21 protein-coding genes are annotated in these 22,173 nt (G+C 32.9%); 14 read left to right on the forward strand and 7 right to left on the reverse strand.

All coding sequences use genetic code 11. The annotated features are described in order from the left end of the window. Nucleotides 1-57 precede the first annotated feature (57 nt). Nucleotides 58-906, forward strand: coding sequence for an aminotransferase class IV (locus tag BMY33_RS01260; protein ID WP_091404428.1), 849 nt, complete (start codon nucleotides 58-60; stop codon nucleotides 904-906). On the opposite strand, the gene BMY33_RS01265 is transcribed toward BMY33_RS01260, so the two are convergent. The 5 genes from BMY33_RS01265 to BMY33_RS01285 all read right to left on the reverse strand — a co-directional run bounded on the left by BMY33_RS01265 (nucleotide 903) and on the right by BMY33_RS01285 (nucleotide 5,468). Then, nucleotides 903-1,463 (reverse strand): YqgE/AlgH family protein, encoded by a 561-nt coding sequence (locus tag BMY33_RS01265; RefSeq protein WP_091404431.1) that lies wholly within the window; start codon nucleotides 1,461-1,463, stop codon nucleotides 903-905. The genes BMY33_RS01260 and BMY33_RS01265 overlap by 4 nt on opposite strands. Before the next feature lie 131 nt (nucleotides 1,464-1,594). Further along, the gene (locus BMY33_RS01270) at nucleotides 1,595-1,867 is read right to left on the reverse strand and encodes an HU family DNA-binding protein (RefSeq protein ID WP_027391128.1); all 273 of its coding nucleotides are present in this window, start codon (nucleotides 1,865-1,867) and stop codon (nucleotides 1,595-1,597) included. A 186-nt stretch (nucleotides 1,868-2,053) separates the two neighbouring features. Then, nucleotides 2,054-3,004 carry a methionyl-tRNA formyltransferase gene (fmt, locus tag BMY33_RS01275; protein ID WP_091404434.1) on the reverse strand — a complete coding sequence of 317 codons (951 nt, stop codon included), beginning with the start codon at nucleotides 3,002-3,004 and terminating at the stop codon, nucleotides 2,054-2,056. 8 nt (nucleotides 3,005-3,012) lie between these two features. Beyond that, entirely contained in the window at nucleotides 3,013-4,905 is a 1,893-nt protein-coding gene (locus tag BMY33_RS01280) for a RecQ family ATP-dependent DNA helicase (RefSeq protein WP_091404436.1), read from the reverse strand. 5 nt (nucleotides 4,906-4,910) lie between these two features. Beyond that, nucleotides 4,911-5,468 (reverse strand): AAA family ATPase, encoded by a 558-nt coding sequence (locus BMY33_RS01285; protein WP_091404439.1) that lies wholly within the window; start codon nucleotides 5,466-5,468, stop codon nucleotides 4,911-4,913. A 177-nt stretch (nucleotides 5,469-5,645) separates the two neighbouring features. On the opposite strand from BMY33_RS01285, the gene BMY33_RS01290 reads away from it, so the two are divergent. The 7 genes from BMY33_RS01290 (at nucleotide 5,646) to murA (ending at nucleotide 12,475) form a co-directional block, all read left to right on the forward strand. After that, a complete protein-coding gene (locus tag BMY33_RS01290; RefSeq protein ID WP_091404441.1) occupies nucleotides 5,646-6,107 on the forward strand; it encodes a (2Fe-2S)-binding protein in 462 nt (153 codons plus the stop codon). 19 nt (nucleotides 6,108-6,126) lie between these two features. Next, complete coding sequence (locus BMY33_RS01295; RefSeq protein ID WP_091404444.1) at nucleotides 6,127-8,280, forward strand: xanthine dehydrogenase family protein molybdopterin-binding subunit; 2,154 nt, start codon at nucleotides 6,127-6,129, stop codon at nucleotides 8,278-8,280. Nucleotides 8,281-8,283: 3 nt separating this feature from the next. Beyond that, nucleotides 8,284-9,351: an XdhC family protein gene (locus BMY33_RS01300; RefSeq protein ID WP_091404445.1), complete on the forward strand. Its 1,068-nt coding sequence runs from the start codon at nucleotides 8,284-8,286 to the stop codon at nucleotides 9,349-9,351. Between the two features lie 16 nt (nucleotides 9,352-9,367). After that, on the forward strand, nucleotides 9,368-9,946 hold the full coding sequence (locus BMY33_RS01305) for a nucleotidyltransferase family protein (RefSeq protein WP_280139523.1): 579 nt from the start codon (nucleotides 9,368-9,370) through the stop codon (nucleotides 9,944-9,946). Between the two features lie 60 nt (nucleotides 9,947-10,006). Beyond that, nucleotides 10,007-10,300: a DUF493 family protein gene (locus tag BMY33_RS01310; protein WP_091404455.1), complete on the forward strand. Its 294-nt coding sequence runs from the start codon at nucleotides 10,007-10,009 to the stop codon at nucleotides 10,298-10,300. A 169-nt stretch (nucleotides 10,301-10,469) separates the two neighbouring features. Further along, complete coding sequence (locus BMY33_RS01315; protein ID WP_091406052.1) at nucleotides 10,470-11,126, forward strand: DUF4290 domain-containing protein; 657 nt, start codon at nucleotides 10,470-10,472, stop codon at nucleotides 11,124-11,126. Nucleotides 11,127-11,158: 32 nt separating this feature from the next. Beyond that, the gene (gene murA, locus BMY33_RS01320) at nucleotides 11,159-12,475 is read left to right on the forward strand and encodes a UDP-N-acetylglucosamine 1-carboxyvinyltransferase (RefSeq protein WP_091404460.1); all 1,317 of its coding nucleotides are present in this window, start codon (nucleotides 11,159-11,161) and stop codon (nucleotides 12,473-12,475) included. A gap of 54 nt (nucleotides 12,476-12,529) precedes the next feature. On the opposite strand, the gene BMY33_RS01325 is transcribed toward murA, so the two are convergent. After that, the gene (locus tag BMY33_RS01325; RefSeq protein ID WP_091404464.1) at nucleotides 12,530-13,840 is read right to left on the reverse strand and encodes a DEAD/DEAH box helicase; all 1,311 of its coding nucleotides are present in this window, start codon (nucleotides 13,838-13,840) and stop codon (nucleotides 12,530-12,532) included. 325 nt (nucleotides 13,841-14,165) lie between these two features. Between BMY33_RS01325 and BMY33_RS01330 the strand changes: the two genes are divergently transcribed. Further along, nucleotides 14,166-15,326 (forward strand): response regulator, encoded by a 1,161-nt coding sequence (locus BMY33_RS01330; protein ID WP_091404467.1) that lies wholly within the window; start codon nucleotides 14,166-14,168, stop codon nucleotides 15,324-15,326. Nucleotides 15,327-15,336: 10 nt separating this feature from the next. Here BMY33_RS01330 and BMY33_RS01335 read toward each other — a convergent pair whose 3' ends face one another. Next, nucleotides 15,337-15,657 (reverse strand): histidine kinase, encoded by a 321-nt coding sequence (locus BMY33_RS01335; protein WP_091404470.1) that lies wholly within the window; start codon nucleotides 15,655-15,657, stop codon nucleotides 15,337-15,339. Between the two features lie 728 nt (nucleotides 15,658-16,385). Here BMY33_RS01335 and BMY33_RS01340 point away from each other — a divergent pair. From BMY33_RS01340 to BMY33_RS01360, 5 genes are all read left to right on the forward strand, one after another. After that, nucleotides 16,386-16,958: a Crp/Fnr family transcriptional regulator gene (locus tag BMY33_RS01340; RefSeq protein WP_091404474.1), complete on the forward strand. Its 573-nt coding sequence runs from the start codon at nucleotides 16,386-16,388 to the stop codon at nucleotides 16,956-16,958. A gap of 210 nt (nucleotides 16,959-17,168) precedes the next feature. Beyond that, a complete protein-coding gene (locus BMY33_RS01345) occupies nucleotides 17,169-18,983 on the forward strand; it encodes an acyl-CoA dehydrogenase family protein (protein WP_091404477.1) in 1,815 nt (604 codons plus the stop codon). 67 nt (nucleotides 18,984-19,050) lie between these two features. Further along, nucleotides 19,051-19,827, forward strand: a complete 777-nt coding sequence (locus tag BMY33_RS01350; protein WP_091404478.1) for an SDR family NAD(P)-dependent oxidoreductase — start codon at nucleotides 19,051-19,053, stop codon at nucleotides 19,825-19,827. Nucleotides 19,828-19,895: 68 nt separating this feature from the next. After that, nucleotides 19,896-21,110 (forward strand): acyl-CoA dehydrogenase family protein, encoded by a 1,215-nt coding sequence (locus BMY33_RS01355; protein WP_091404481.1) that lies wholly within the window; start codon nucleotides 19,896-19,898, stop codon nucleotides 21,108-21,110. Between the two features lie 3 nt (nucleotides 21,111-21,113). Further along, entirely contained in the window at nucleotides 21,114-22,166 is a 1,053-nt protein-coding gene (locus BMY33_RS01360; RefSeq protein ID WP_091404484.1) for a phosphotransferase family protein, read from the forward strand. The last annotated feature ends 7 nt before the right edge of the window (nucleotides 22,167-22,173 follow it).

Below are 22,173 nucleotides of genomic sequence, written 5' to 3' on the forward strand. Positions count from 1 at the left end.
TTTTATAATGTATATTTGCCCCGCCCAATGATTTATTGGTAATAAGGGGCTTTTTTTATGGTTAATATTAATGGAAACTTAGTTGTAGATAATGAAGCTACATTGTCTATAACTAATAGAGGATATGCATATGGAGATGCATTATTCGAAACGATACGAGTGAATTCTGGAACTATTCTTTTTTGGGAAGATCATTATTTTAGATTAATGGCTTCGATGAGAATTTTAAGGATGGAAATACCAATGAATTTCACTCCAGAGTTTTTACAACAAGAAATTGTAGATTTAATTCAAGAGAATGGATTTATGAATTCTTCTGTTAGAATTAAAATTATTGTTAATAGAAAAGAAGGAGGATTGTATACACCTGCTGTTAATGGAATAGATTATTCGATTTCTGTCATACCGCTTAGTGCTGCCTTTTATACTATTTCTAATACTCCTTATGAAATTACGCTATTTAAGGATCATTATATTGCACCTGATTTACTATCTACACTAAAATCTAATAATAAACTAGTAAATATATTAGGAGGAGTTTTTGCTAAAGAAAATGGCTTTGAAAACTGTTTGTTATTGAATACCAATAAAATGGTGCTTGAAGCATTAAATGGCAATCTATTTTTGATAAAAGGGAATAAGATTAAAACTCCACCAGTTGGAGATGGTTGTTTAAAAGGGATTTTGCGAACTCAATTATTGAGAATTTTGGATAAGTTACCAGAGTATGAGGTAGAAGAAGCATCAATTTCTCCCTTCGAACTACAGAAAGCAGATGAATTATTCATTACCAATGTAATCATAGGAATACAACCTATTACTAAGTTTAGGAAAAAGGAATATACTTCAGAAGTAACAAGAAGATTGTTAGGTGTGTTAAATGCAAGAATTAGAATAGGGGATTAGTTGTAGCTAGGATCTTCAGGAGCGTTTGACCATAACAGATAGTCACCTCCTAATTCAATCATTTTTTCTTTCCAAAAAGTGTCATAGGATTTACCGATGATATTTTTTTCATAAGTGTTTTTTACGATAACCCAAGAATTAGCTTCTAATTCTTGTAATAGTTGCTCTGCATCCCAGCCAGAATATCCTAGAAAAAAGCGAATCTCATTTGGAGTAATTTTATTTTTTTCGATTAAATCCGAAACTACTGAGAAGTCACCACCCCAATAAATACCAGAAGATATTTCCACACTGTTAGGTATTAAATTTGGAATTTTATGAATAAAATATAAGTTATCTTGTTCAACTGGACCTCCATTATATATTTTAAATTCAGCTTCTACTTCAGGAACTAAATCAGATAATACGTAATCCAATGGTTTGTTCATAATGAATCCGATAGATCCTTGGTCACTATGATCTGCAAGAAGTACAACCGAACGATTAAAAGAAACATCACCAATAATAGATGGCTCTGCAATCAGAAGATGTCCTTTTGAAGGTTGTAGTGAAATCATAGTTGGTGTAGTTTATACTAAAACTAAATAATTATTTTTAATAATCAAAGTGGATGTGGGACTTTTACCAATAAACAATAAAAAAAGCTCTCTAAAAAGAGAGCTTCCTATAATATCAAAAACTAAATAATTTAGTTAACTGAACTAGATAAATCTGCACCAGCTTTGAACTTTACAACATTTTTAGCAGCAATTTTGATAGTTTTACCTGTTTGAGGGTTTCTACCTTCTCTTGCAGCTCTTTTAGAAACTGACCAAGAACCAAATCCTACTAAAGAAACACGGTCACCTTTTTTAAGAGAACCTTCAACATTTCCTAAGAAAGATTCTAAAGCTTTCTTTGCTGCTGCTTTTGTAATTCCAGCGTCAGCTGCCATTGCATCGATTAATTCTGTTTTGTTCATAATTCTGTTTTTAAATTAATTGTTGGTTAAACCAAATTTTTGTTAAACGCTCTACAAATTTATACGGATTTATGATTCGTGCAAGGATTAGCCCAGTAAATACGGGGTTTTGTTGATAACTCAGGACGATTGTTAATAAACCTGTAGGTTTTCTATGAATTTTCTTACTCTAGTGATAGCAAGGGCTCAGGCCATTTTAGCATCCTTGTAAAAGGTATACCCATTTAAGAGAGCTTTGGCTTCCATAGCTTTTTTCCCCGGAAGTTGAATTTTATTTAGAATAATGTATCCTTGGCTGACTGCTACCTTGATTATAGAATCTTCTACGATAATTTTTCCAATATCAAAATTATGTTCTTGTTGTTCAATTTCAGCATCATATATCTTAATAGAAATTTCTTCTCCTTTATTATGTAATAAAGACCAAGCTGAAGGATATGGACTTAAACCTCTTATTAGGTTGTAAATTGTTTGAATATTACTATTCCAGTTCACCCGAGTATTATCGCGATGTAGTTTATAAGCGGTATTTAATTCATTATCTTCTTTTGGTTGTATTTTCGTAGTTACAGTTTCGCTTTCAATTGCCTTAATTGTATCCACAACCAAAGAAGCTCCTTTAGTCATTAATGTGTCGTGCAGTGAACCTGCAGTTTCATTATGTTGTATTTCAACTTCTTTTTGAAGAATAATATGACCAGTATCTATTTTTTCATCAATAAAAAAAGTGGTAATACCTGTTTTTTGTTCTCCATTTATAATTGCCCAGTTAATTGGTGCTGCACCTCTATATTGAGGAAGTAAAGAGGCATGAAGATTAAATGTCCCATATTTAGGCATGTCCCATACTACTTTTGGTAACATTCTAAATGCAACAACTATATTTAGATTTGCATTTAATTGTTTTAAATCTTCAATGAATTTTTCATCTTTTAGATTTGTTGGTTGTAATATTGGTAAATTTTTGCTTAACGCATACTCTTTTACAGCGGATGCTCTTAGTTTCCTACCTCTTCCTGCAGGTCTGTCTGGAGCCGTAATAACACCAACTACGTCATAATTATTTTCGATGATTGTTTTTAAGGTTTCTACGGCAAAATCCGGAGTTCCCATAAATATGATTTTTAAGTCTCTCATTATTTCTTTTATACTAGTTGATAGTTGTTATAAGGATCGATCCTTATGATATTATGTTCATTAAGTTCTCTAAGTACTTTTAGTGCAATATCTTCAGGACACTTCAGTTTCATTAAAAGGTCTCTAGAGGATAGTTCATTTTTCTGTAAGAGATTGATAACGGTGCTTTTTATTTCTTTAGGATCAATAATAGTAACATTCTTAGAAAGGCATACGCTGCAAATTCCGCAATCCTTACCATCTTCCTCTCCGAAGTAATCGAGCAGTTGTCTACTTCGACACATCGTTTCATTTTGAACAAATCCAATCATGGTTTTTACTTTGTTGGATTTGGAAGAATGGATTTCTTCAATAAATGGTTTTATACGGTTAATAGTGTGATCGTCTTCTCGTGGTACTAAAAAGGTAATATCAGCATCGGTTAACTGATTATTGAAAATTAGTAGTTCTGCAGCCTCTAATTCTTTGAGAACAGTAATAACATATGCTTCATTAGTATTTACCTTAGACGCTATGAGAGATAGATTCACTTTGATCTCTTCATCAAAAATACCTCCATAAGTTCGAAGAATCGCTTTAGTTACTAGTTCTAAGTGAGGTTTTTGTTCTAAGTATCCTAGTAAATGATTCCCTGTAGAGGTAATATGTATGGAGCTTTTTTTAGTAAAACGTTGGGTAAAATTAATAACACTACAACGATCCAAAAACTGCAAAGCATTATAAGTTACTAAAGTGCTGAGGCCATAGGTTTTACAGAATACGTTAAAATTAAAACCATGTGTCATTTGTTCTCCTTCTCCATAAGATACCCTGAAATAATTACATAATTTTCGATATATCAATTTTACAAAATCTACATCGGGAAGTACTTTAATAAATTGGTTATGAACTCGAACAATATCATTTTCATTTTTAAGAAGAAAAGCATAAGAAATTTCTCCATCTCTTCCAGCTCTCCCAGCTTCTTGAAAATAACTTTCTATACTCTCGGGAATATTATAGTGAATAACGGTTTTTACATTAGGTTTATCGATACCCATTCCAAAAGCATTGGTGGCTACCATAACTCTAATATCTTCGTTTAGCCATTGATGAAAACGTTTTGTTTTTTCTTTTGCATCCACACCTCCATGATAGTATGTGGTTTTATGTCCATTGGCGTTTAGAAAATCACTAATTTCTACTGCAGATTTTCGGTTTCTAACATAAATGATAGAGCTTCCTTTATAATTGTTTAAAATTCGGATAAGTTTATCACTTTTATCTAAAGTGTGATAAACCATGTACCCTAAATTACTTCTAAAAAAGGATTGTTTGAAAGTTTTGGGTTGAAATAAGTCTAATTCTTTAATTATATCATCCGCTACATTAGGAGTTGCGGAGGCAGTAAGAGCAATCATTGGAACAGCAGGTTTGATTTCTCTTAGTATTTTAATTTTTTTATAAGAAGGTCTAAAATCATTACCCCATTGCGAAATACAATGAGCTTCATCAATAGCGATAAGGTTGATGTTCATTTTTTTTAAACGCTCTTTTACTAAATCTTGTTGAAGTCTTTCGGGAGATAGATATAAGAATTTATAATTACCATAAATACAATTATCTAAAAGTACATCTAATTCCGAATACTTAATACCACTAGTTAGTGCAATGGCTTTTATACCTTTTTGTTGTAAATGCTGAACCTGATCTTGCATCAGTGCAATTAGAGGAGATATTACGATACAAATTCCGGGTCTAAGTAATGCAGGAATCTGAAAACAAATAGATTTTCCACCTCCTGTAGGGAGTAGCGTAAATGTGTCATTATTTTCTATAACAGCATTGATGATTTCTTCCTGTAAAGGTCTGAAAGAATCATAATTCCAAATCTTTTTTAATAATTGGATAGAGGTGGTCATCGATACTATATTACGTGTTGTAATATAAAAGTACTACGTTCTTTTACATTTCCAAAAGGAACCTCAATACAATTGTAACCAAATTTAGAATATGTCTCTAATAAATGATGATGAATTTGTTGTGCTTCTTCAAAACTTTCATAGCGTTGCTCATCAGAAGTGTAAATTTCTTTCCAAGGCGGTAATAAGAAAATTTGATTATAGGTGTGGTCAGTGCAAGCTTTTACAAATGTTTCATCATATTCTTGGTTAAAAAGGTTCATGTATGCCAGAACATCAGGAATCCCTCTGTCATAAAAAGCTAGATCTATAGTATCAGCTATAGGATCGTTATATTGATCAATCCTACCGTTTAATAATTGAATATTGAAATCGTAGGGATTAGAAACAGACACGATTGGGTTGGAAACTATCTGAATAGCTTCGTCATTATCTTTTGCTTCTTGTGTGATACTTCTGATAAATTCTGGAAAACAAAAGAACCCTTCTTCTTCAAGTTTTTTGATAATAGATGTTTTTCCTGTCGAAGGACCTCCAGTGATAACTATTTTATGCTTTGCCAAAGATTTTTTTTGCGAATTTCGGAATTATTAACTGATTTTAAAAATATGAAGGTAATGATACCATAAAGCTCTGTTAAAGTTGAATTTGTCGATCCGTATTTTTAGTAACTTCAATAACGAAATAAGAGTTATTCTCTTATTTAGACTAATTAAATACAAATCCTAAAAATAAAACTCATGCCTGTTTATAATCTAAAAGTAAATGGTCAATCGCTTTCAGTAGAAGCGGATGAAGATACACCTTTATTATGGGTCTTACGGGATCATTTCGATCTGGTTGGAACCAAATTTGGTTGTGGTATTGGACAATGTGGGGCCTGCACCGTGCATGCGGATGGAGTTGCAACTAGAAGTTGTTTATTAAAAGTTTCTGTAGCAACAGAAATGAAAATCACAACAATAGAAGGGTTGTCTAAAGATATTTCTCATCCCGTACAACAAGCTTGGAAAGAGATTGATGTTCCTCAATGTGGATATTGTCAAGCAGGACAAATTATGACCGCTGCAGCTTTTTTAGAACAAAATCCTAATCCAAATAGAGAAGAAATTAGAGATGCTATGAGTGGTAATATATGTAGATGTGCTTCTTATAATAGAATAGAAAAGGCTGTAGAACAAGCGGCAAGTAAAATAAGCTAATTAATTAAAATTCTAAACAATGAAAAGTATAACAACTCCTTCTGTAAGCAGAAGGTCATTTATAAGAACATCAGCTTTAGCAGGTGGAGGAATCTTAATTGGTTTTAACTTATTTCAAGCGTGTAAACCAGAAGTTGCACCACCAGTAGATATAGCAGACCTTAACTTTAATGATTTTAATGCTTTTATTAAAATAGCTGATAATGGTAAGGTTACTATTTTTTCTCCTAATCCCGAAATCGGACAAGGTGTAAAAACATCTATGCCAATGTTAATAGCAGAAGAATTAGATGTTGATTGGGGTAATGTTCTTGTAGCTCAAGGTGCATTAGATACCAAAAACTTTACAAGACAAGTTGCAGGAGGTAGTCAATCTCTAAGACATGGATGGGAACCATTAAGGCAAACCGGAGCTACGGCGAGACAAATGTTGATCAATGCCGCCGCCTCTAAATGGGGAGTTGATCCTACTACTTGTAAAACAAAAAATGGAGTTATTTCTAATGGCAACGGAGAAACACTGGGATATGGAGATGTAGTAAAGGAGGCAGCTTCTTTAAAAGTGCCAGAAAATGTAAAACTTAAAGATCCTAAAGATTTCACCATAATAGGGAAGGATATTAATAATGTTGATATTGATAAAATAATTTCAGGAAAACCTTTGTATGGAATGGATTACAAAGAAGATGGAATGGCATATGTTTCTGTTTTGAGACCTCCAGCTTTTGGAAAAAAACTGAACGATTTTGATGCTACTGAAGCAAAAGCAGTAAATGGTGTTATAGATGTGTTTAAGTTTGGAGATAAAATTGCTGTTTTAGCAGAGAATACTTGGGCAGCAATGAAAGGTAAAAAGATCGTGAAAGCAAAATGGATGAACGATTCTGAGCTTGAAAATACCAAAGATCATGATAAGGTGTTATTAGATCTTTTAAATGGTAATGATTTTAATACAATGCGTGCTGATGGAGATGTAAAAAAGGCATTTGCCACAGCAGATAAGGTTTTAGAACGAGTATATGAATCCCCTTTTCTTCCACATAATTGTATGGAACCAATGAATTTCTTTGCACATGTTACAGCAGAGAATGTTAAACTAGTGGGGCCAATTCAGACACCGGCAGGAACAGCCAGAAGAGTTGCTGAATTATTAGATAGAAAACCAGAAGAGGTATCTGTGGATATGACTAGAATGGGAGGAGGTTTTGGTAGAAGATTATATGGGGATTTTGCATTAGAAGCAGCAGAAATTTCTAATATTTCTAAAAAACCTGTTAAGGTAGTATATTCTAGAGAGGATGATATGTCTGCAGGAATTTATAGACCTGCAATTAAATATAAAATTAGTGCAGCCATTAAAGATGGAAAATTAATCGGATATCATTTAAAAGAAGCAGCCATTAACTCTAATATGTATGGATTAATTCCGAACTTTTTTCCTGCGGGAGCAGTTGAGAATTATCAAGTAGACGTAGCAAAATATGATAGTAATATAACTATTGGAGCTTGGAGAGCACCATATACCAATTTCTTAGCGTTTGCAGAACAAAGTTTTTTCGATGAATTAGCTGAAGTGATGGAAGTTGATAATATTCAATTACGTTTAGATTTATTACAAAATGTAAAAGGTAATAATGATGAAAGAATACAATATTCTCCAGAACGATTAGAGCAAGTGATTAAAACCGCTGTTGAAAAATCTGAGTGGGGTATGAAACCAGAAGGTGTTTATCAAGGTTTTAGCTCTTACTATTGTCATAATACACATGTAGCGGAAGTTGCTGATGTAGTGTTAGAAAATGATCAGCCAGTAGTTAAAAAGATAACCTGTGTTGTGGATTGTGGTATTGTAGTGAACCCTTTAGGGGCAAAAAATCAAATAGAAGGTGGAGTTATTGATGGAATTGGTCATGCTATGTATGGTGATTTTTCGTTTAAAAATGGAGAGCCCCAGGATACAAACTTTAATACGTATCGCTTGATCCGTATGAATGAAACTCCAATTGTAGAGACTCATTTTATAGAGAATCAAATTGCTCCGACTGGTTTAGGAGAACCGACATTACCGCCGGCCGGTGCGGCAATTGCTAATGCGATTAAAGCGGCAAAAGGAGTACGATTAACAAAACAGCCTTTCGTTAAAAACATGAAAAACGAGACATTGTTAGGATAGTATATGACGCATGAGTTTAAAGAAATAATTACTTCTTATAAAGAAGCTAGTAATCAGGGAATACGGGCCGTTATCGCAACTGTTGTTGATGTTGATGGCTCGTCTTACCGACGTCCAGGAGTGGGAATGCTTATTCTTGAAAATAGCAAAATGACCGGAGCTGTCAGTGGTGGTTGTGTAGAAAAAGAAGTGCTTCGACAATCGCAATCAGTTTTTGCTAATAATAAAGCTAAAATCATGACCTATAATGGTAGATATCGTTTAGGATGTGAAGGTGTTTTATTTATCCTAATAGAGCCATTTTCCCTAAGTAGGGAGAATATTAAATCAATAGAAGAGTATTTAGTATCTCGCACACCTTTTGAAATTAGTTCTTACTATTCGAAAAAAGAAGGTTATAGTTTTAATTTTGGGTCTACGATCTCTTTTGGTGATTTAGATAAAATGAAATTCTCTAATCATTTTGATTTTCCTAAAATTAATGATGAAGATTTAGACTGTTTTTTAAGAAAGATGGAGCCTTGTTTTCGCTTGATAATTATTGGTTCAGAACATGATGCAACTCAATTAAGTACGATTGCAAGTGCTACAGGATGGGAAGTAGAGATTGTCAATACTCCAAAAACACCAAAAAATACGTCTGATTTTCCCGGATCTATAAAGGTGTGGAACCAATCTCCGGAGAATTTAGTTATTGATAAGGTGGATAAGCAGACTGCAATTATTTTGATGACTCATAATTTTGCTAAGGATCTACTATATCTGCAATCTATTAAAGATACATTACCTGTATACATAGGGTTATTAGGACCTTCTAGAAGACGAGAGAAGTTGCTTTCGGCTTTTATTGAATATTTTCCTGATGTAACCGATGAATTTATGGATTGTATTTATGGCCCTGCTGGATTAAATTTAGGTGCCGAAACTCCCCAAGAAATTGCAATTTCAATTATTGCTGAGATTTTATCGGTAGTTCGTAATCAGAAACCCATTTCATTACAGGATAAGATTGGAGGTATCCATGGGGTTACTAAACAAGTAATGTTTGATAAAATTTCTGTAGATAATTAATAAAATCGCACATATCATATTAGCTGCCGGATCCTCTAGTCGTATGGGGACTCCTAAACAGTTATTACCTTGGAAAAAAGATTGTCTGATAATACACGAAGTTAAAAAATCTCTAGAGCTAAACTTATCAGAAACCTATGTGGTGTTAGGAGCAAATTTCGAATTAATTCAAAAAGAGATCATTCATTTTCCTGTTCACGTATTGAATAATAAGGATTGGGGATTAGGGATGGGTTCTTCTATTACTTTTGGAGTACGTCATCTTATAAATAATCAAATAGATTTTGATGCTATATTAATTACTTTAGTGGATCAACCTTTAATAGATGTGAGTCACTTAAGCTGTCTTATTTCAAAATTTAATTCGAATCAAGACAAAATCATTGCTACCGGAATGAAGAATAAAATTGGCGTTCCGGCATTATTTCCAAAAGCTCACTATCAAGAATTGTTAGAGCTTAAAGAAGATTTTGGAGCTAGATATATAATAAAAAAGTATGAGGATGATTTACTAGTAATTGATGGAGGCAATAGGACAGATGATATTGATACAATAGAACAGTACAACGCATTATTGGAAAGGGAAAAAGAGTAATTATTGCAATTCTGATATATGAATGAGAAGATGTATCTTTGGGCAAAAATTTTGTGATACATGAGTGATGCTCCAAATTCTGAAGAATTCTATAAAAAACTAAAAGTACAGTTAGCCGATACTGCGTTATGGCCGACAGCTTATTTATATAAATTTATTGTTTCTACAGATATTGAAAAAATAAGTCAAATTGAGAAAATATTTGATAATCTTGGTGCGGTTATTACTACTAAGCAGTCTAAAAATGGTAAATATACCAGTGTTTCTATCAATGTGAGAATGAAGAATCCGGATCAAGTAATTTCCAAGTATAAAGAAGTGGCTGAGAAAGTAGAAGGAGTAATTTCTTTGTAACCAAAATATTTTTTTATACTTAAGAAGCATACTAATATTATTTTAGTATTTTGCAAAACAATTAATGAGCTACTGAAAAGTCTACACTTTAACAAGTCTTTTTTATAACTTACCATTCCTTTTTAGAGAAGCTCATATTACTATAGATTTTATGGATGTTAACAATCATATGGAGATAAATAATTTAGAATATAATACAGAGCGCGAAAAACTTATCATACCAGAGTATGGTCGTCATCTACAAAAAATGATTGATCAGGCTGTGGAAATTGAGGATAAAGAAGAGAGAAATAAAGTAGCTAAGGCAATTATTGCTGTAATGGGTAATCTACAACCTCACCTTAGAGATGTGCCTGATTTTCAGCATAAACTGTGGGATCAATTATTTATTATTAGTGATTTTAAGTTAGATGTAGATGCACCTTACCCTATACTTACAAAAGAAAAGTTAGAAGAAAGGCCAGAGCCATTAGAGTATCCTCAAAATTTCCCAAAGTATCGTTACTACGGTAACAATATTAAAAGAATGATCGATGTTGCTATTAGTTGGGAAGAAGGTGATTTAAAAACAGCATTGACCTTTACCATTGCAAATCACATGAAAAAATGCTATTTGAATTGGAATAAGGATACTGTGGATGATAAAGCTATTTTTAATCATCTTTTAGAATTAAGTGACGGTAAAATTGACTTAAGAGATAGTACAGAAGATTTAAGTTCTGCTAGTGATTTGATGAGAGGTAAAAAGAAAAATTATCGCTCTAATACATCTAATAAAAAGAATTATAGAGGCGGTAGCAATAACCGCGGTAAAAAACGTTATTAACCCATACCAACACCCATAACTATTCAACTTTTATGAGTACTTTTCAGATAGAAGGAGGCCATCAGCTCAAAGGTGAAATTACACCTCAAGGAGCTAAAAATGAAGCCCTACAAATTCTTTGTGCAGTATTATTAACACCAGAGAAAGTAACAATTTCTAATATTCCTGATATTAGAGACGTTAATAAGCTTATAGAAATCCTTAGAAATTTAGGGGTTAAAATTCAGAAGCTAGGTAAAGGTAAATATACTTTTAAAAGTGATGAATTAAATTTAGAATATTTAGAAAGTGAACAGTTTAAACAAGAAGGTAGTGGCTTAAGAGGTTCTATTATGATTGTTGGGCCTTTGTTAGGAAGATTTGGTAAGGGATATATTCCACGTCCTGGAGGTGATAAGATAGGACGTAGAAGATTAGATACTCATTTTGAAGGATTTATTAATCTTGGTGCAGAGTTCCGATATAATAAAGAGGAACGATTTTATGGGGTAGAGGCTCCAGAAGGATTGACAGGAACATATATGCTGTTGGATGAAGCTTCTGTGACAGGTACTGCAAATATTGTTATGGCTGCTGCTTTAGCAAAAGGAAAGACTACTATTTATAATGCGGCTTGTGAACCTTACTTACAACAGTTATGTAAGATGATTAACTCGATGGGAGGTAAAATAGAAGGAGTTGGATCTAATTTATTGACAATTGAAGGAGTTGATTCTTTAGGAGGTTGTGAGCATAGAGTGCTTCCTGATATGATTGAAATTGGTTCTTGGATAGGTTTAGCAGCAATGACTAAAAGTGAAATAACTATTAAGAACGTAAGTTGGGAGAATTTAGGAGTAATACCTAATACTTTTAGAAAACTTGGTATTACGCTAGAGAGAGTAGGTGATGATATTTATATTCCCGCACATGTTGATGGCTATCAAATAGAAAGTTATATAGATGGGTCATTTATGACTATTGCAGATGCCCCTTGGCCAGGATTTACTCCAGACTTATTAAGTATTGTTCTGGTAGTAGCCACACAAGCAAGAGGAGAGGTAATGGTACATCAGAAGATGTTCGAGAGTCGTTTATTCTTTGTAGATAAACTTATAGATATGGGAGCTAAAATCATTTTATGCGATCCGCATAGAGCAACTATCATAGGTCATGATTTTAAGTCTACTCTAAAAGCGACTACTATGGTGTCTCCAGATATAAGGGCTGGTATATCGCTATTAATTGCAGCTTTGAGTGCAAAAGGAACATCTACTATTCATAATATAGAACAAATAGATCGTGGATATGAAGATGTTGATGATCGTCTAAGAGCTATTGGAGCAAAAATTATACGTATAGATTCTTAGAAGTAAGAACTTATTTAAAATAAAAAGAGGAGCTTTTATAGTTCCTCTTTTTTGTTATATGATCGACACGCGTACTTTCTTTTTCTTTAGCCTAGTATTGGTGACTTGTTCAATTACCTTTTTCGCTTTAGAAGCTTTCACAGCTACAAATGCACAGTCAGGCTTGATTTCAATAATACCAAGTTCTTCTTTACTTAACTTCCCTTGTTTAAAGAAAAGCCCTGCAATATCCCCTTTGGATATTTTGTCTCTTCTTCCTCCAGAAATAAATAAAGTTTTCCAATCTGATTGCTTTGGGATTGGAGCATCTTTTAATTCCTCTATTTCTGGATCAATTATGAAATCAGGAAGTTCTTCGTTTTTCCATTGCAAGATATAGGATGTGCCATCAGCATTCATCCTTGCAGTTCTACCGTTTCTATGCGTAAATTCTTGATTCTTTAAAGGCAAATGATAGTGAATAATGTACTTGATCTCTGGAATGTCAATTCCTCTTGCCGCTAGATCTGTGGCAATAATTACTTTATGAGTTCCGTTACGAAACTTAATCAGGGCACGTTCTCTATCTTTTTGTTCCATACCTCCGTAAAAACAACCATGACTTATTTTGTATTCTTTTAAAAAATCACTCACTCGCTGAATGGAGTCTTTATAATTACAAAAGATAATCCCTGGTTGATTTCCAATATGGCTAAGAGCTTTTACTAGTGTTGGTAATTTATCTTTTGTATCAGAGATAATACTTTTAATTTCTAATTGCGAAGAAGCTTCATCTAGATAATTGATTTGAACTGGATTTTGTAATCCTACAAAATCAGGAACTGCTACTTCTTGTGTTGCTGATGTTAAAACTCTTTTTTGAACGTTTGGTAGATGTTCTATAATCTCTATCATTTCTTTTTCGAAACCAACCTCTAATGATTTGTCAAACTCATCAAGAACAATTGTTTTTATATGATCAGTAGAAAAACTATCTCTTCGTAGACGATCTGCGATTCTACCTGGTGTGCCGATTAGAATAGCTGGGCGATGTCTTAGGTCTAGTTTGTCTTGTGAACCAGATCTTCCTCCATATACTGCATTTATTTTGTATCCTGTTCCCATATCCCTAGCTACTTGTTCAATCTGAATAGCTAATTCTCTAGAAGGCACTAAAACAAGGGTCTGAATTTCTGCACAACTACGATCCAATGTTTCAATAATTGGCAAGAGAAAAGCTAAAGTTTTACCAGTTCCGGTTGGGGATAACAACACTACATTGTCGCTAGAAGAAATTGCTAGTTTAGCCTCTTCTTGCATAGGGTTAAGCTTTTTAACTCCTAATTTTTGCAATATATTTTGCTGATTTTTTAAAGTAATAGACATAGGGCAAAGGTACAGCTAATTACTACTTAAATTCAATAAAATTTTTAACTTAGAATTAATGTATTGTGTGTTTTTTGATATTTATTTTTTACAAATTGTAAAGTTTTTTTGATATATTACAATACACATTTATTTTATCTTACAAAGGTGGGCTAATTATTATTTTCTAAACTTTAGAGCCTTTACGAGGGTTTTTTAAGAGAAAATTCCCTAATTTTAAATGCACAATACTTTTTTTAACACATTTTACACTTATTGATTTTACTTACTTAATTTTTGAGGCTTAGCAAGAATTTTATGCAAAACATTTAAAAGCTTAATAAATATGAAAAGAATTTTAGCGATAGATGACCAACAGTTAATTTTATTGTCTTTAGAAAAACACCTTTCTGATCTTGGTTATGAGATTAAATGTTCAGATAATGGAAAAGAAGGCCTATCGTTATTCGAATCTTTTTCTCCAGATCTTGTTATAGTTGATATTAATATGGATGGAATGTCGGGTTTAGAAGTTATAAAAACTATCAAAGAGGAAAAAAAATCAAATGTAAAAATACTAGTACTTTCTGGAAATAATGATGAGGATACAATAATAGATGGTTTTGATATGGGTATTGATGACTATATGAAAAAACCGTTATCTCTAAATGAGGTATCCGTAAGAATTGGAAGAATTTTAGGGATTAAACATGAAAGGTCTCCTTCTAAAGATTCTAAAGGTAAAATGTTACAAAGAAATTGTGTTGGAGTTGTAATACCATGTTATAACGAGGAAAAAAGATTATTGAGTAAGGAATTTATAGATTTTACTAATAGTAATTTAGGATATCATTTATGTTTTGTTAACGATGGCAGTACTGACGATACACTTAATGTATTGCGAGAATTAAGTAAAGGTAGAGAGGATAATATAAGTGTATATAATTGTGAGAAAAATGGTGGGAAAGGAGAAGCTGTACGACAAGGAGTTTTGCATTTAGCTCAAGACAAGCAACTGGATTATATAGGGTATTTAGATGCTGATCTATCAACAGATTTTAAGGATTTTGATGACCTTGTTCAGACAATATCTACATCAGATTTTAAAATAGTCAGTGGCTCTAGAATGAGTAGGATGGGAGCAGATATTACTAAAGAATCGGCTCGTAAGATTATAAGTAAAACGATAAACTTGATTATCCGGAATATCTTAGGGATGTCATTTAATGATACTCAATGTGGTGCTAAAATAATGGACAAAGAAGTGTTTAATGAACTTTTTAAGGAGAAATTTATAACCAGATGGCTTTTTGATGTAGAAATATTTATGAGGATGAGAAAGTTTTATGGAAAGAAAAAGGCTATTTCATATATCTGTGAACAACCATTAAAAAGATGGATTCATGCAGATGGGTCTAAATTATCGATGAAGGACTCCGTGAAAATAGTGGGACAACTTGGGCATATAGCATATCACTATGGAGTAAAAGTGAAGAGTACTGCATAAAACAACCTACTTACAAAGTATTTTGTAAGTAGGTTGTTATATTTTGCAGAATACTTTCAAATTCTTCTCGGAGAGTTTCAGAAGCACTTTTTAAATTATCCTCATATTTCTCTGCCGTATCATAGCTGGTTTTTAAACCTAGAATACTAATTTTGTGTTTCAGTTTATGAACATCCTCGGCAGCTTTTTTATATTTTTTTGAATTTATACTCACAAAGTATTTTTCTTTTTCTTCAGGAAATTCTCTTCGTATAACTTTGAAAATTTTTTCTTCAAAAGCTTTGTCACCATTTGATAAATTTTCGATAAAGGATAGATTCGGTTCTTCCATAAAAGTGTATTTGCGTTTAGATACATTCCAAATTTACAGTTAATTAAAGAAAAAAAACATTAATTCTCTTTAATATTTTAAGGGAATTATTAGTTTTTTTAAATCTGGACAGCCATATATTTTAGTTATAATTGAGTGACAATATCATTTAGTTTCTTTAGTTACAATATTCTTTAACTGCTTATGCTAATCTATAATCAGGAGATATTATTTAACAGTAATTCTCCCTAATTATTGTTAATAAGAGTAGTTATTCACATATTTTTGTTTACAATAACTACGTTTTTAACATTTTTATCTAGGTTATCAACATTTTTTGTAAGAAAAAACTTCATTTAAAAATTTATTTTTAATTTTTATTAAATTTTATCGATATAAATGTGTTTTATATATAATTATTAACAATTTTATATTAAAAATGTTGATTATATGTTAATAACTGTATATATTTACTATAATTAATCCTTAAATCACACAGTTATGAATCATCTTTATTCTTCTATTGAGCTTATTTTTAAAAGTGCAGTTGACTTCTTAAGGGATCTTCCCGGCGCATCCAGTTATGCGATCCGTAAATAGTAATAAATTGTTTAGTGTATTTTATAAATAGTAAAAGAGGTTGTTTTCCATATACAACCTCTTTTTTTATGCCTTAATAATGATATAAGCTTTAATGCACTTGCTCACTAATTAAATATTTTGTTCTTTCGCTACTATAGCCAAATATCTTGAAAGATTTAGAACAAAAAATACGCTCCTTTACGCCTGTTAGTGATTCAGATATGAAATACGGCATGCAATTCTATAGAAAAGAAGTGTATAAAAAAGGAGCATATTTAATCAAACCTGAGCAATCTATTGAAGATTTTTATTTTATGAAAAAAGGCTGTGTTACCTATTATACAATAGAGGATGGGGTGACGCGGGTTATGGAGTTCTTTACAGAAGGTTCTTTTTTTACAGATTTGTATCCATATATTGAAGAAATTCCATCCGAATCTTATTTAGAGGTTACCGAAGATTCAACGGTTTATACAATTTCTAAAACCGATGCACTTAAGGTTTTTGATTACTCTCATTCGTTAGAGCGTTTTGGACGATTATCGATGCAAAAAGCCTTTATTAATAATTTTCAAAGAATTAATAGAATGAAGAATCTTTCTAACCAAGAACGTTATCTTCAATTATTAGAAAAACGACCATCACTTTTTCAGCGTGTTCCACAATATCTTATCGCTTCGTATTTGGGTTTAACTCCAGTAGGTCTTTCCAAAATAAGAAAGAGACTAAGTCAACAATGATTTTATTATTAGATGTTTACATTATATGTCTGAGATAGTCAATTAAAATTCTACGCTTATTTGAATAAATTATTTAGAAGTTTAAAATTGATTTTTAAAACCAAACAATATCTTAAAATTCGTATTTATTAAACCAGTTTAATTAGAATCTATTAAATATTCACGAAATTTATTGAGTTGTCAATAATCAACTTCTTAAAACTTCGCACAATGGCTAAAGAATATATAGATATAGATACTCTAAAATACCTTTTATATGATGTTCATCAATTAGAAGAGGTGTTACAGCAAGACCGTTTTGCTGATCATGATAAAGAATCACTAAATTTATTTTTAGATTCAGTAAAAGAATTTTCAGATCGTGAATTGTTCCCTTATTTTAAGGAAATGGATGAAACCCCGGCTTATTATAAAGATGGTGGTGTAGTTGTTCATAAACAAGTAGAGGTTATGATGAAAAAGGGAGGTGAGATGGGGCTGATATCAGGAACTTTTGATTATGAAGCAGGAGGATTACAATTACCAATGATGATGTATACCGCCTCCGCTTTTATTCAGGACGCTGCCAATAATCATTTACCAGGATATGTTGGATTGACATTGGGAGCTGCAGAATTAATTATTCATTTTGCTAATAAAGAATTAAACGAGGTCTATGTTCCCAATATGCTTTCCGGCAATTGGGGAGGAACAATGTGTTTAACCGAACCACAAGCAGGTAGCTCATTATCCGATGTTGTAACAAAAGCAACACCACAGGAAGATGGTTCTTATAAAATACTTGGGCAAAAAATATTCATTTCTGGAGGAGATCATCAATATGCAGAAAATTTTGTACATCTTGTTTTAGCTCGTATAGAAGGAGCTCCTGCAGGTACTAAAGGAATATCTTTATTTATTGTTCCTAAAAAAAGACCAGACGGCAATGGAGGTTTAACTCCGAATGATGTTACCACTGTTGCTGATTTTCAGAAAATGGGACAGCGAGGTTATTGCACCACACATTTAGGCTTTGGAGATGCAGATGATTGCAAAGGTTGGCTCGTTGGAGAGCCTCATCAAGGCCTTAAATACATGTTTTTAATGATGAACGGTGCGCGCATAGCTGTCGGGAGAGGTGCTGCTGCAATTGCGACAGCTGCATATCAAGCATCATTGCAATATGCTAAAGAACGTCCGCAAGGTAGAAAACTAGCCAATACAGGTAAGAAAGATCCAGAACAGGGCCAAACATTAATTATTAATCATCCTGATGTAAGGAGAATGCTATTGTTACAGAAGGTAATTGCTGAAGGGTCCTTAAGTTTGGTTTTATTGGCATCAAAATATTATGATCTAAAAGAGACCTCACAAGAGGAGTCCGAAAAAGAAAAATACAGTTTATTGTTGGAATTGATTATTCCTATGGTTAAGACATACCCTTCTGATATGGGAGCTCATGCTGTATCTAATGGATTGCAAGTGCTTGGAGGATATGGATTTTGTTCGGATTTTATACTACAACAATATCATAGAGATATTCGAATTTTTCCTATTTATGAAGGTACGACGGGTATACAGTCCCAAGATTTGTTAGGGAGAAAACTTCTAATGGAAAATGGAAAAGCTTTAGAAGCACTTAACAATGAAATAATGCAAACTATTAGACAAGCATCAGAGTATGATGATCTTCGGAGGTATGCTAATGCCTTAGGAGAGAAATTGTTATTAACTCAGAAAGTAATAGGTTTCTTGATTGGCTTTGCAAAAAAAGGAGATTATCAACGTTTTTTATCGGATGCAACTCCATTTATGGAATTCTTTAGTAATATAACTATTGCTTGGATATGGTTGGATATGGCGGTTAATGCTAAAAGTGCCATAATAAAAGGAAGTACTAACTATTCTGAAGAGTTTTATGAAAGTAAAATTCACGCAATGAAATTCTATTTCAAATATGAGTTGCCTAAAACAAGTGGACTTTCAGAAATCCTTATGGATGAAGAGGTGCTAACAATTTTAGGAGAGAAGGAAGTTTTTAATTAAGGAGGTTATTTCTGTATTTACGGATTTAAGAATAATATCAATAAAACATTAATTCATTAAACATATAATGAACAGTATAAAACAATCATTTAATTTAGAAGGAAAGGTAGCAATTATAACAGGTTCAAGTAAAGGAATCGGAAAATCTATAGCACAGGGTTTGGCAGAACAGGGAGCAAAGGTTGTTATTAGTAGTAGGAGTCAGGATGCCGTTGATGAAGTAGCCAGAGAGTTTCAGGGAGCAGGTTTAAAAGCGATAGGTATTGCTTGTCATGTTGGAAAGGCAGATCAACGAAAAACTCTAGTACAGAAAACGATTGAGCATTATGGAGGAGTTGATATTTTGGTTAATAATGCCGCTATAAATCCGGTATTTGGACCAATAGAGGATGCAGATGAGAGTATTTTTGATAAAATTATGGATATTAATGTAAAGGCACCTTGGATGTTGTCTAATCTTATATTAGAATCGATGCAACAAAGAGGTGGTGGGAGTATAATCAATATTGCATCCGTAGAAGCTTTACATCCCGGAGCAGGTTTAGGGTTGTATAGTACAAGTAAAGCAGCGTTATTAATGTTAACTAAAAACCAAGCCAAAGAATGGGGACAACACGGAATTCGTGCAAATGTAGTATGCCCAGGATTGATTAAGACTAAATTTAGTGCCGCACTTTGGCAGAATGAGAAGCTATTAAACAAAATTGAAAAAACACTGCCCACAGCTCGTATGGGAATGCCTGATGAAATGGCTGGTATAGTATGTTTATTGTCATCAAAGGCAGGAGCATATATGACAGGAGGTGTTTATAACGCGGATGGTGGTTATATGATTGCAGGATAGTTTTTCTTGCATTTTATGTAATTTCTTTTATTCCAATTAATAGCTAAAACAAATAAGATACTTACAAAATGAATTTTGATTATTCGGAAAAAGTCATAGAATTACAAAACAAACTAACGGTGTTTTTTGAAGAACACATATTACCTGTGGAAAAGGAAGTTAATGACTTTCTTTATAATCCAGATAATCGTTGGAAATCCTGGCCAGGATTAGAAGATTTGAAAAATAAAGCCAAAGCTGTAGGGTTATGGAATCTATTTTTGCCAGAAACATATGGGAACTTAAGTCCTGGATTAACGAATTTAGAGTATGCGCCATTAGCTGAGATTATGGGGCGTGTTTTATGGTCTTCAGAAATATTTAATTGTAGTGCTCCGGATACAGGTAACATGGAAGTTTTAGCTAAGTACGGTTCAGAAAATCAAAAGAAGAAATGGTTAAAGCCTTTAATGAATGGAGAAATTAGGTCTGCTTTTTTGATGACAGAACCACAAGTAGCCTCTTCGGATGCCACGAATATAGAAACTTCGATAATTAAAGATGGAGATGAATATGTTATTAATGGAACAAAATGGTGGTCTTCTGGAGGAATGAACCCACATTGCAAGATTGCTATTGTTATGGGGAAAACAGATCCTAAGGCCTCAAGGCATCAACAGCAGAGTATGATTTTAGTTCCTATGGAGACTCCTGGATTAAAGATTGTTAGACCTTTATCTGTTTTTGGATTTTATGATTCGCCAGAAGGTCACGCTGAGATTATTTTAGATAATGTTAGAGTACCAAAAGAAAATTTGATATTAGGAGAAGGTAGAGGGTTTGAGATTGCCCAAGGAAGATTAGGCCCTGGTCGAATTCATCATTGTATGCGTTTGATTGGAATGGCTCAGCGATCTTTAGAATTAATGTCTACACGTGCCGCAGAGCGTATTGCTTTTGGAAAAACATTTAAAGATTATAGTAGCATTAGACAAGAAATTGCTCAATCACAATGCGATATAGAACAGGCAAGATTGCTAACACTTTCTACAGCTGATAAAATGGATAAATTGGGTAATAAGTTATCTAAAGATTTAATAGCAATGATAAAAATTGTTGCTCCAAATATGGCATTAAAAGTAATAGATAGAGCTATGCAGATACATGGAGGAAAGGGAGTGGGCCCAGATACACCTCTAGCACATTTTTTCGTCGCTGCGAGAATGCTTCGTTTAGCGGATGGACCAGACGAGGTGCATATGTACCAGTTAGGAAAAAGCGTAATTAAGAAATATTCTGAATAAAATATGCAAAATGTACGTAAAGGAGAAGAACTTAGTGAAAACACATTAAAATCATTTCTTCAAAAACAAGGTTTAATTAATGATTCTAAAAGTGATTGGGAGGTAAAACAATACACCCACGGATATTCTAATCTAACATATTTAATACATATAGAAGATAAGGAATATGTTTTGCGTCGTCCACCTTTTGGTGCAATTAAAAGAGGCCATGATATGGGACGAGAGTTTAAAGTGCAATCAAAAATATATAAGGCTTTTCCAAAAGTCCCTAAAATGTTCACTTTTACTGATGATGATAATGTGTTGGGGTGCCCGTTTTATATTATGGAAAAAGTAGAGGGTATTATTCTTAGTGTTAGAGAAGCTAAGAAACGTAATATTACCGCAATTGATTTTAAAACTATTTCTGATTCCTGGTTAGATTCGTTTGTTGAACTACATAATATTAACTATGAAGAAGTAGGTCTTGCTGATTTAGGTAAACCTAAAGGGTATGTAGAAAGACAAGTGACTAACTGGGGTAAACAATATCTTAATGCAGTTACGGAAGAAATTCCTGCGGCAGAAAAAGTAATGAAATGGATGGAAACAAATCAGCCAAAAGAATATCAATATAGTTTAGTTCACAATGATTTTAAATATGACAATGTTGTTTTTAAGGATAACAGTTGGACTCAAGTAAGTGCAGTGTTAGATTGGGAAATGGCAACACTAGGTGATCCATTGATGGATTTAGGAACTTCTTTGGGGTATTGGACTATGAGTAGTGATCACCAATTTGTACAACAAGGTATCCCTTCACCAACAATTATGGAAGGAAATCCTAGTAGAAGTGAAATTGTAGCATTATATGAAGAAAAAAGTGGAAGAGAAGTTGGGAATTTAGTATTCTATTATTCTTTTGGGCTTTTTAAGATTGCTGTGATTGCTCAACAAATCTATTATAGATATAGTAAAGGTTTGACAACAGACCCACGTTTTGCGCAATTGAATAAGGCATCAGAGTTGCTTTGTAATATTGCTTGGAAGGCAATTCAAACTAAGAAAATTGATTAAACATAAA

Origin of the sequence: Aquimarina amphilecti (assembly GCF_900109375.1) — a bacterium.
In the GTDB taxonomy this organism is placed as follows: Bacteria; Bacteroidota; Bacteroidia; order Flavobacteriales; family Flavobacteriaceae; genus Aquimarina; species Aquimarina amphilecti.

Coding starts and splice junctions, on each gene's coding strand:
- murA (WP_091404460.1), top strand. CDS start 11,159: ATGAGTACTTTTCAGATAGAAGGAGGCCATCAGCTCAAAGGTGAAATT.
- BMY33_RS01335 (WP_091404470.1), bottom strand. CDS start 15,657: ATGGAAGAACCGAATCTATCCTTTATCGAAAATTTATCAAATGGTGAC.
- BMY33_RS01355 (WP_091404481.1), top strand. CDS start 19,896: ATGAATTTTGATTATTCGGAAAAAGTCATAGAATTACAAAACAAACTA.
- BMY33_RS01260 (WP_091404428.1), top strand. CDS start 58: ATGGTTAATATTAATGGAAACTTAGTTGTAGATAATGAAGCTACATTG.
- BMY33_RS01325 (WP_091404464.1), bottom strand. CDS start 13,840: ATGTCTATTACTTTAAAAAATCAGCAAAATATATTGCAAAAATTAGGA.
- BMY33_RS01270 (WP_027391128.1), bottom strand. CDS start 1,867: ATGAACAAAACAGAATTAATCGATGCAATGGCAGCTGACGCTGGAATT.
- BMY33_RS01310 (WP_091404455.1), top strand. CDS start 10,007: ATGAGTGATGCTCCAAATTCTGAAGAATTCTATAAAAAACTAAAAGTA.
- BMY33_RS01265 (WP_091404431.1), bottom strand. CDS start 1,463: ATGATTTCACTACAACCTTCAAAAGGACATCTTCTGATTGCAGAGCCA.
- BMY33_RS01295 (WP_091404444.1), top strand. CDS start 6,127: ATGAAAAGTATAACAACTCCTTCTGTAAGCAGAAGGTCATTTATAAGA.
- fmt (WP_091404434.1), bottom strand. CDS start 3,004: ATGAGAGACTTAAAAATCATATTTATGGGAACTCCGGATTTTGCCGTA.
- BMY33_RS01290 (WP_091404441.1), top strand. CDS start 5,646: ATGCCTGTTTATAATCTAAAAGTAAATGGTCAATCGCTTTCAGTAGAA.
- BMY33_RS01280 (WP_091404436.1), bottom strand. CDS start 4,905: ATGACCACCTCTATCCAATTATTAAAAAAGATTTGGAATTATGATTCT.
- BMY33_RS01350 (WP_091404478.1), top strand. CDS start 19,051: ATGAACAGTATAAAACAATCATTTAATTTAGAAGGAAAGGTAGCAATT.
- BMY33_RS01360 (WP_091404484.1), top strand. CDS start 21,114: ATGCAAAATGTACGTAAAGGAGAAGAACTTAGTGAAAACACATTAAAA.
- BMY33_RS01345 (WP_091404477.1), top strand. CDS start 17,169: ATGGCTAAAGAATATATAGATATAGATACTCTAAAATACCTTTTATAT.
- BMY33_RS01315 (WP_091406052.1), top strand. CDS start 10,470: ATGGAGATAAATAATTTAGAATATAATACAGAGCGCGAAAAACTTATC.
- BMY33_RS01330 (WP_091404467.1), top strand. CDS start 14,166: ATGAAAAGAATTTTAGCGATAGATGACCAACAGTTAATTTTATTGTCT.
- BMY33_RS01300 (WP_091404445.1), top strand. CDS start 8,284: ATGACGCATGAGTTTAAAGAAATAATTACTTCTTATAAAGAAGCTAGT.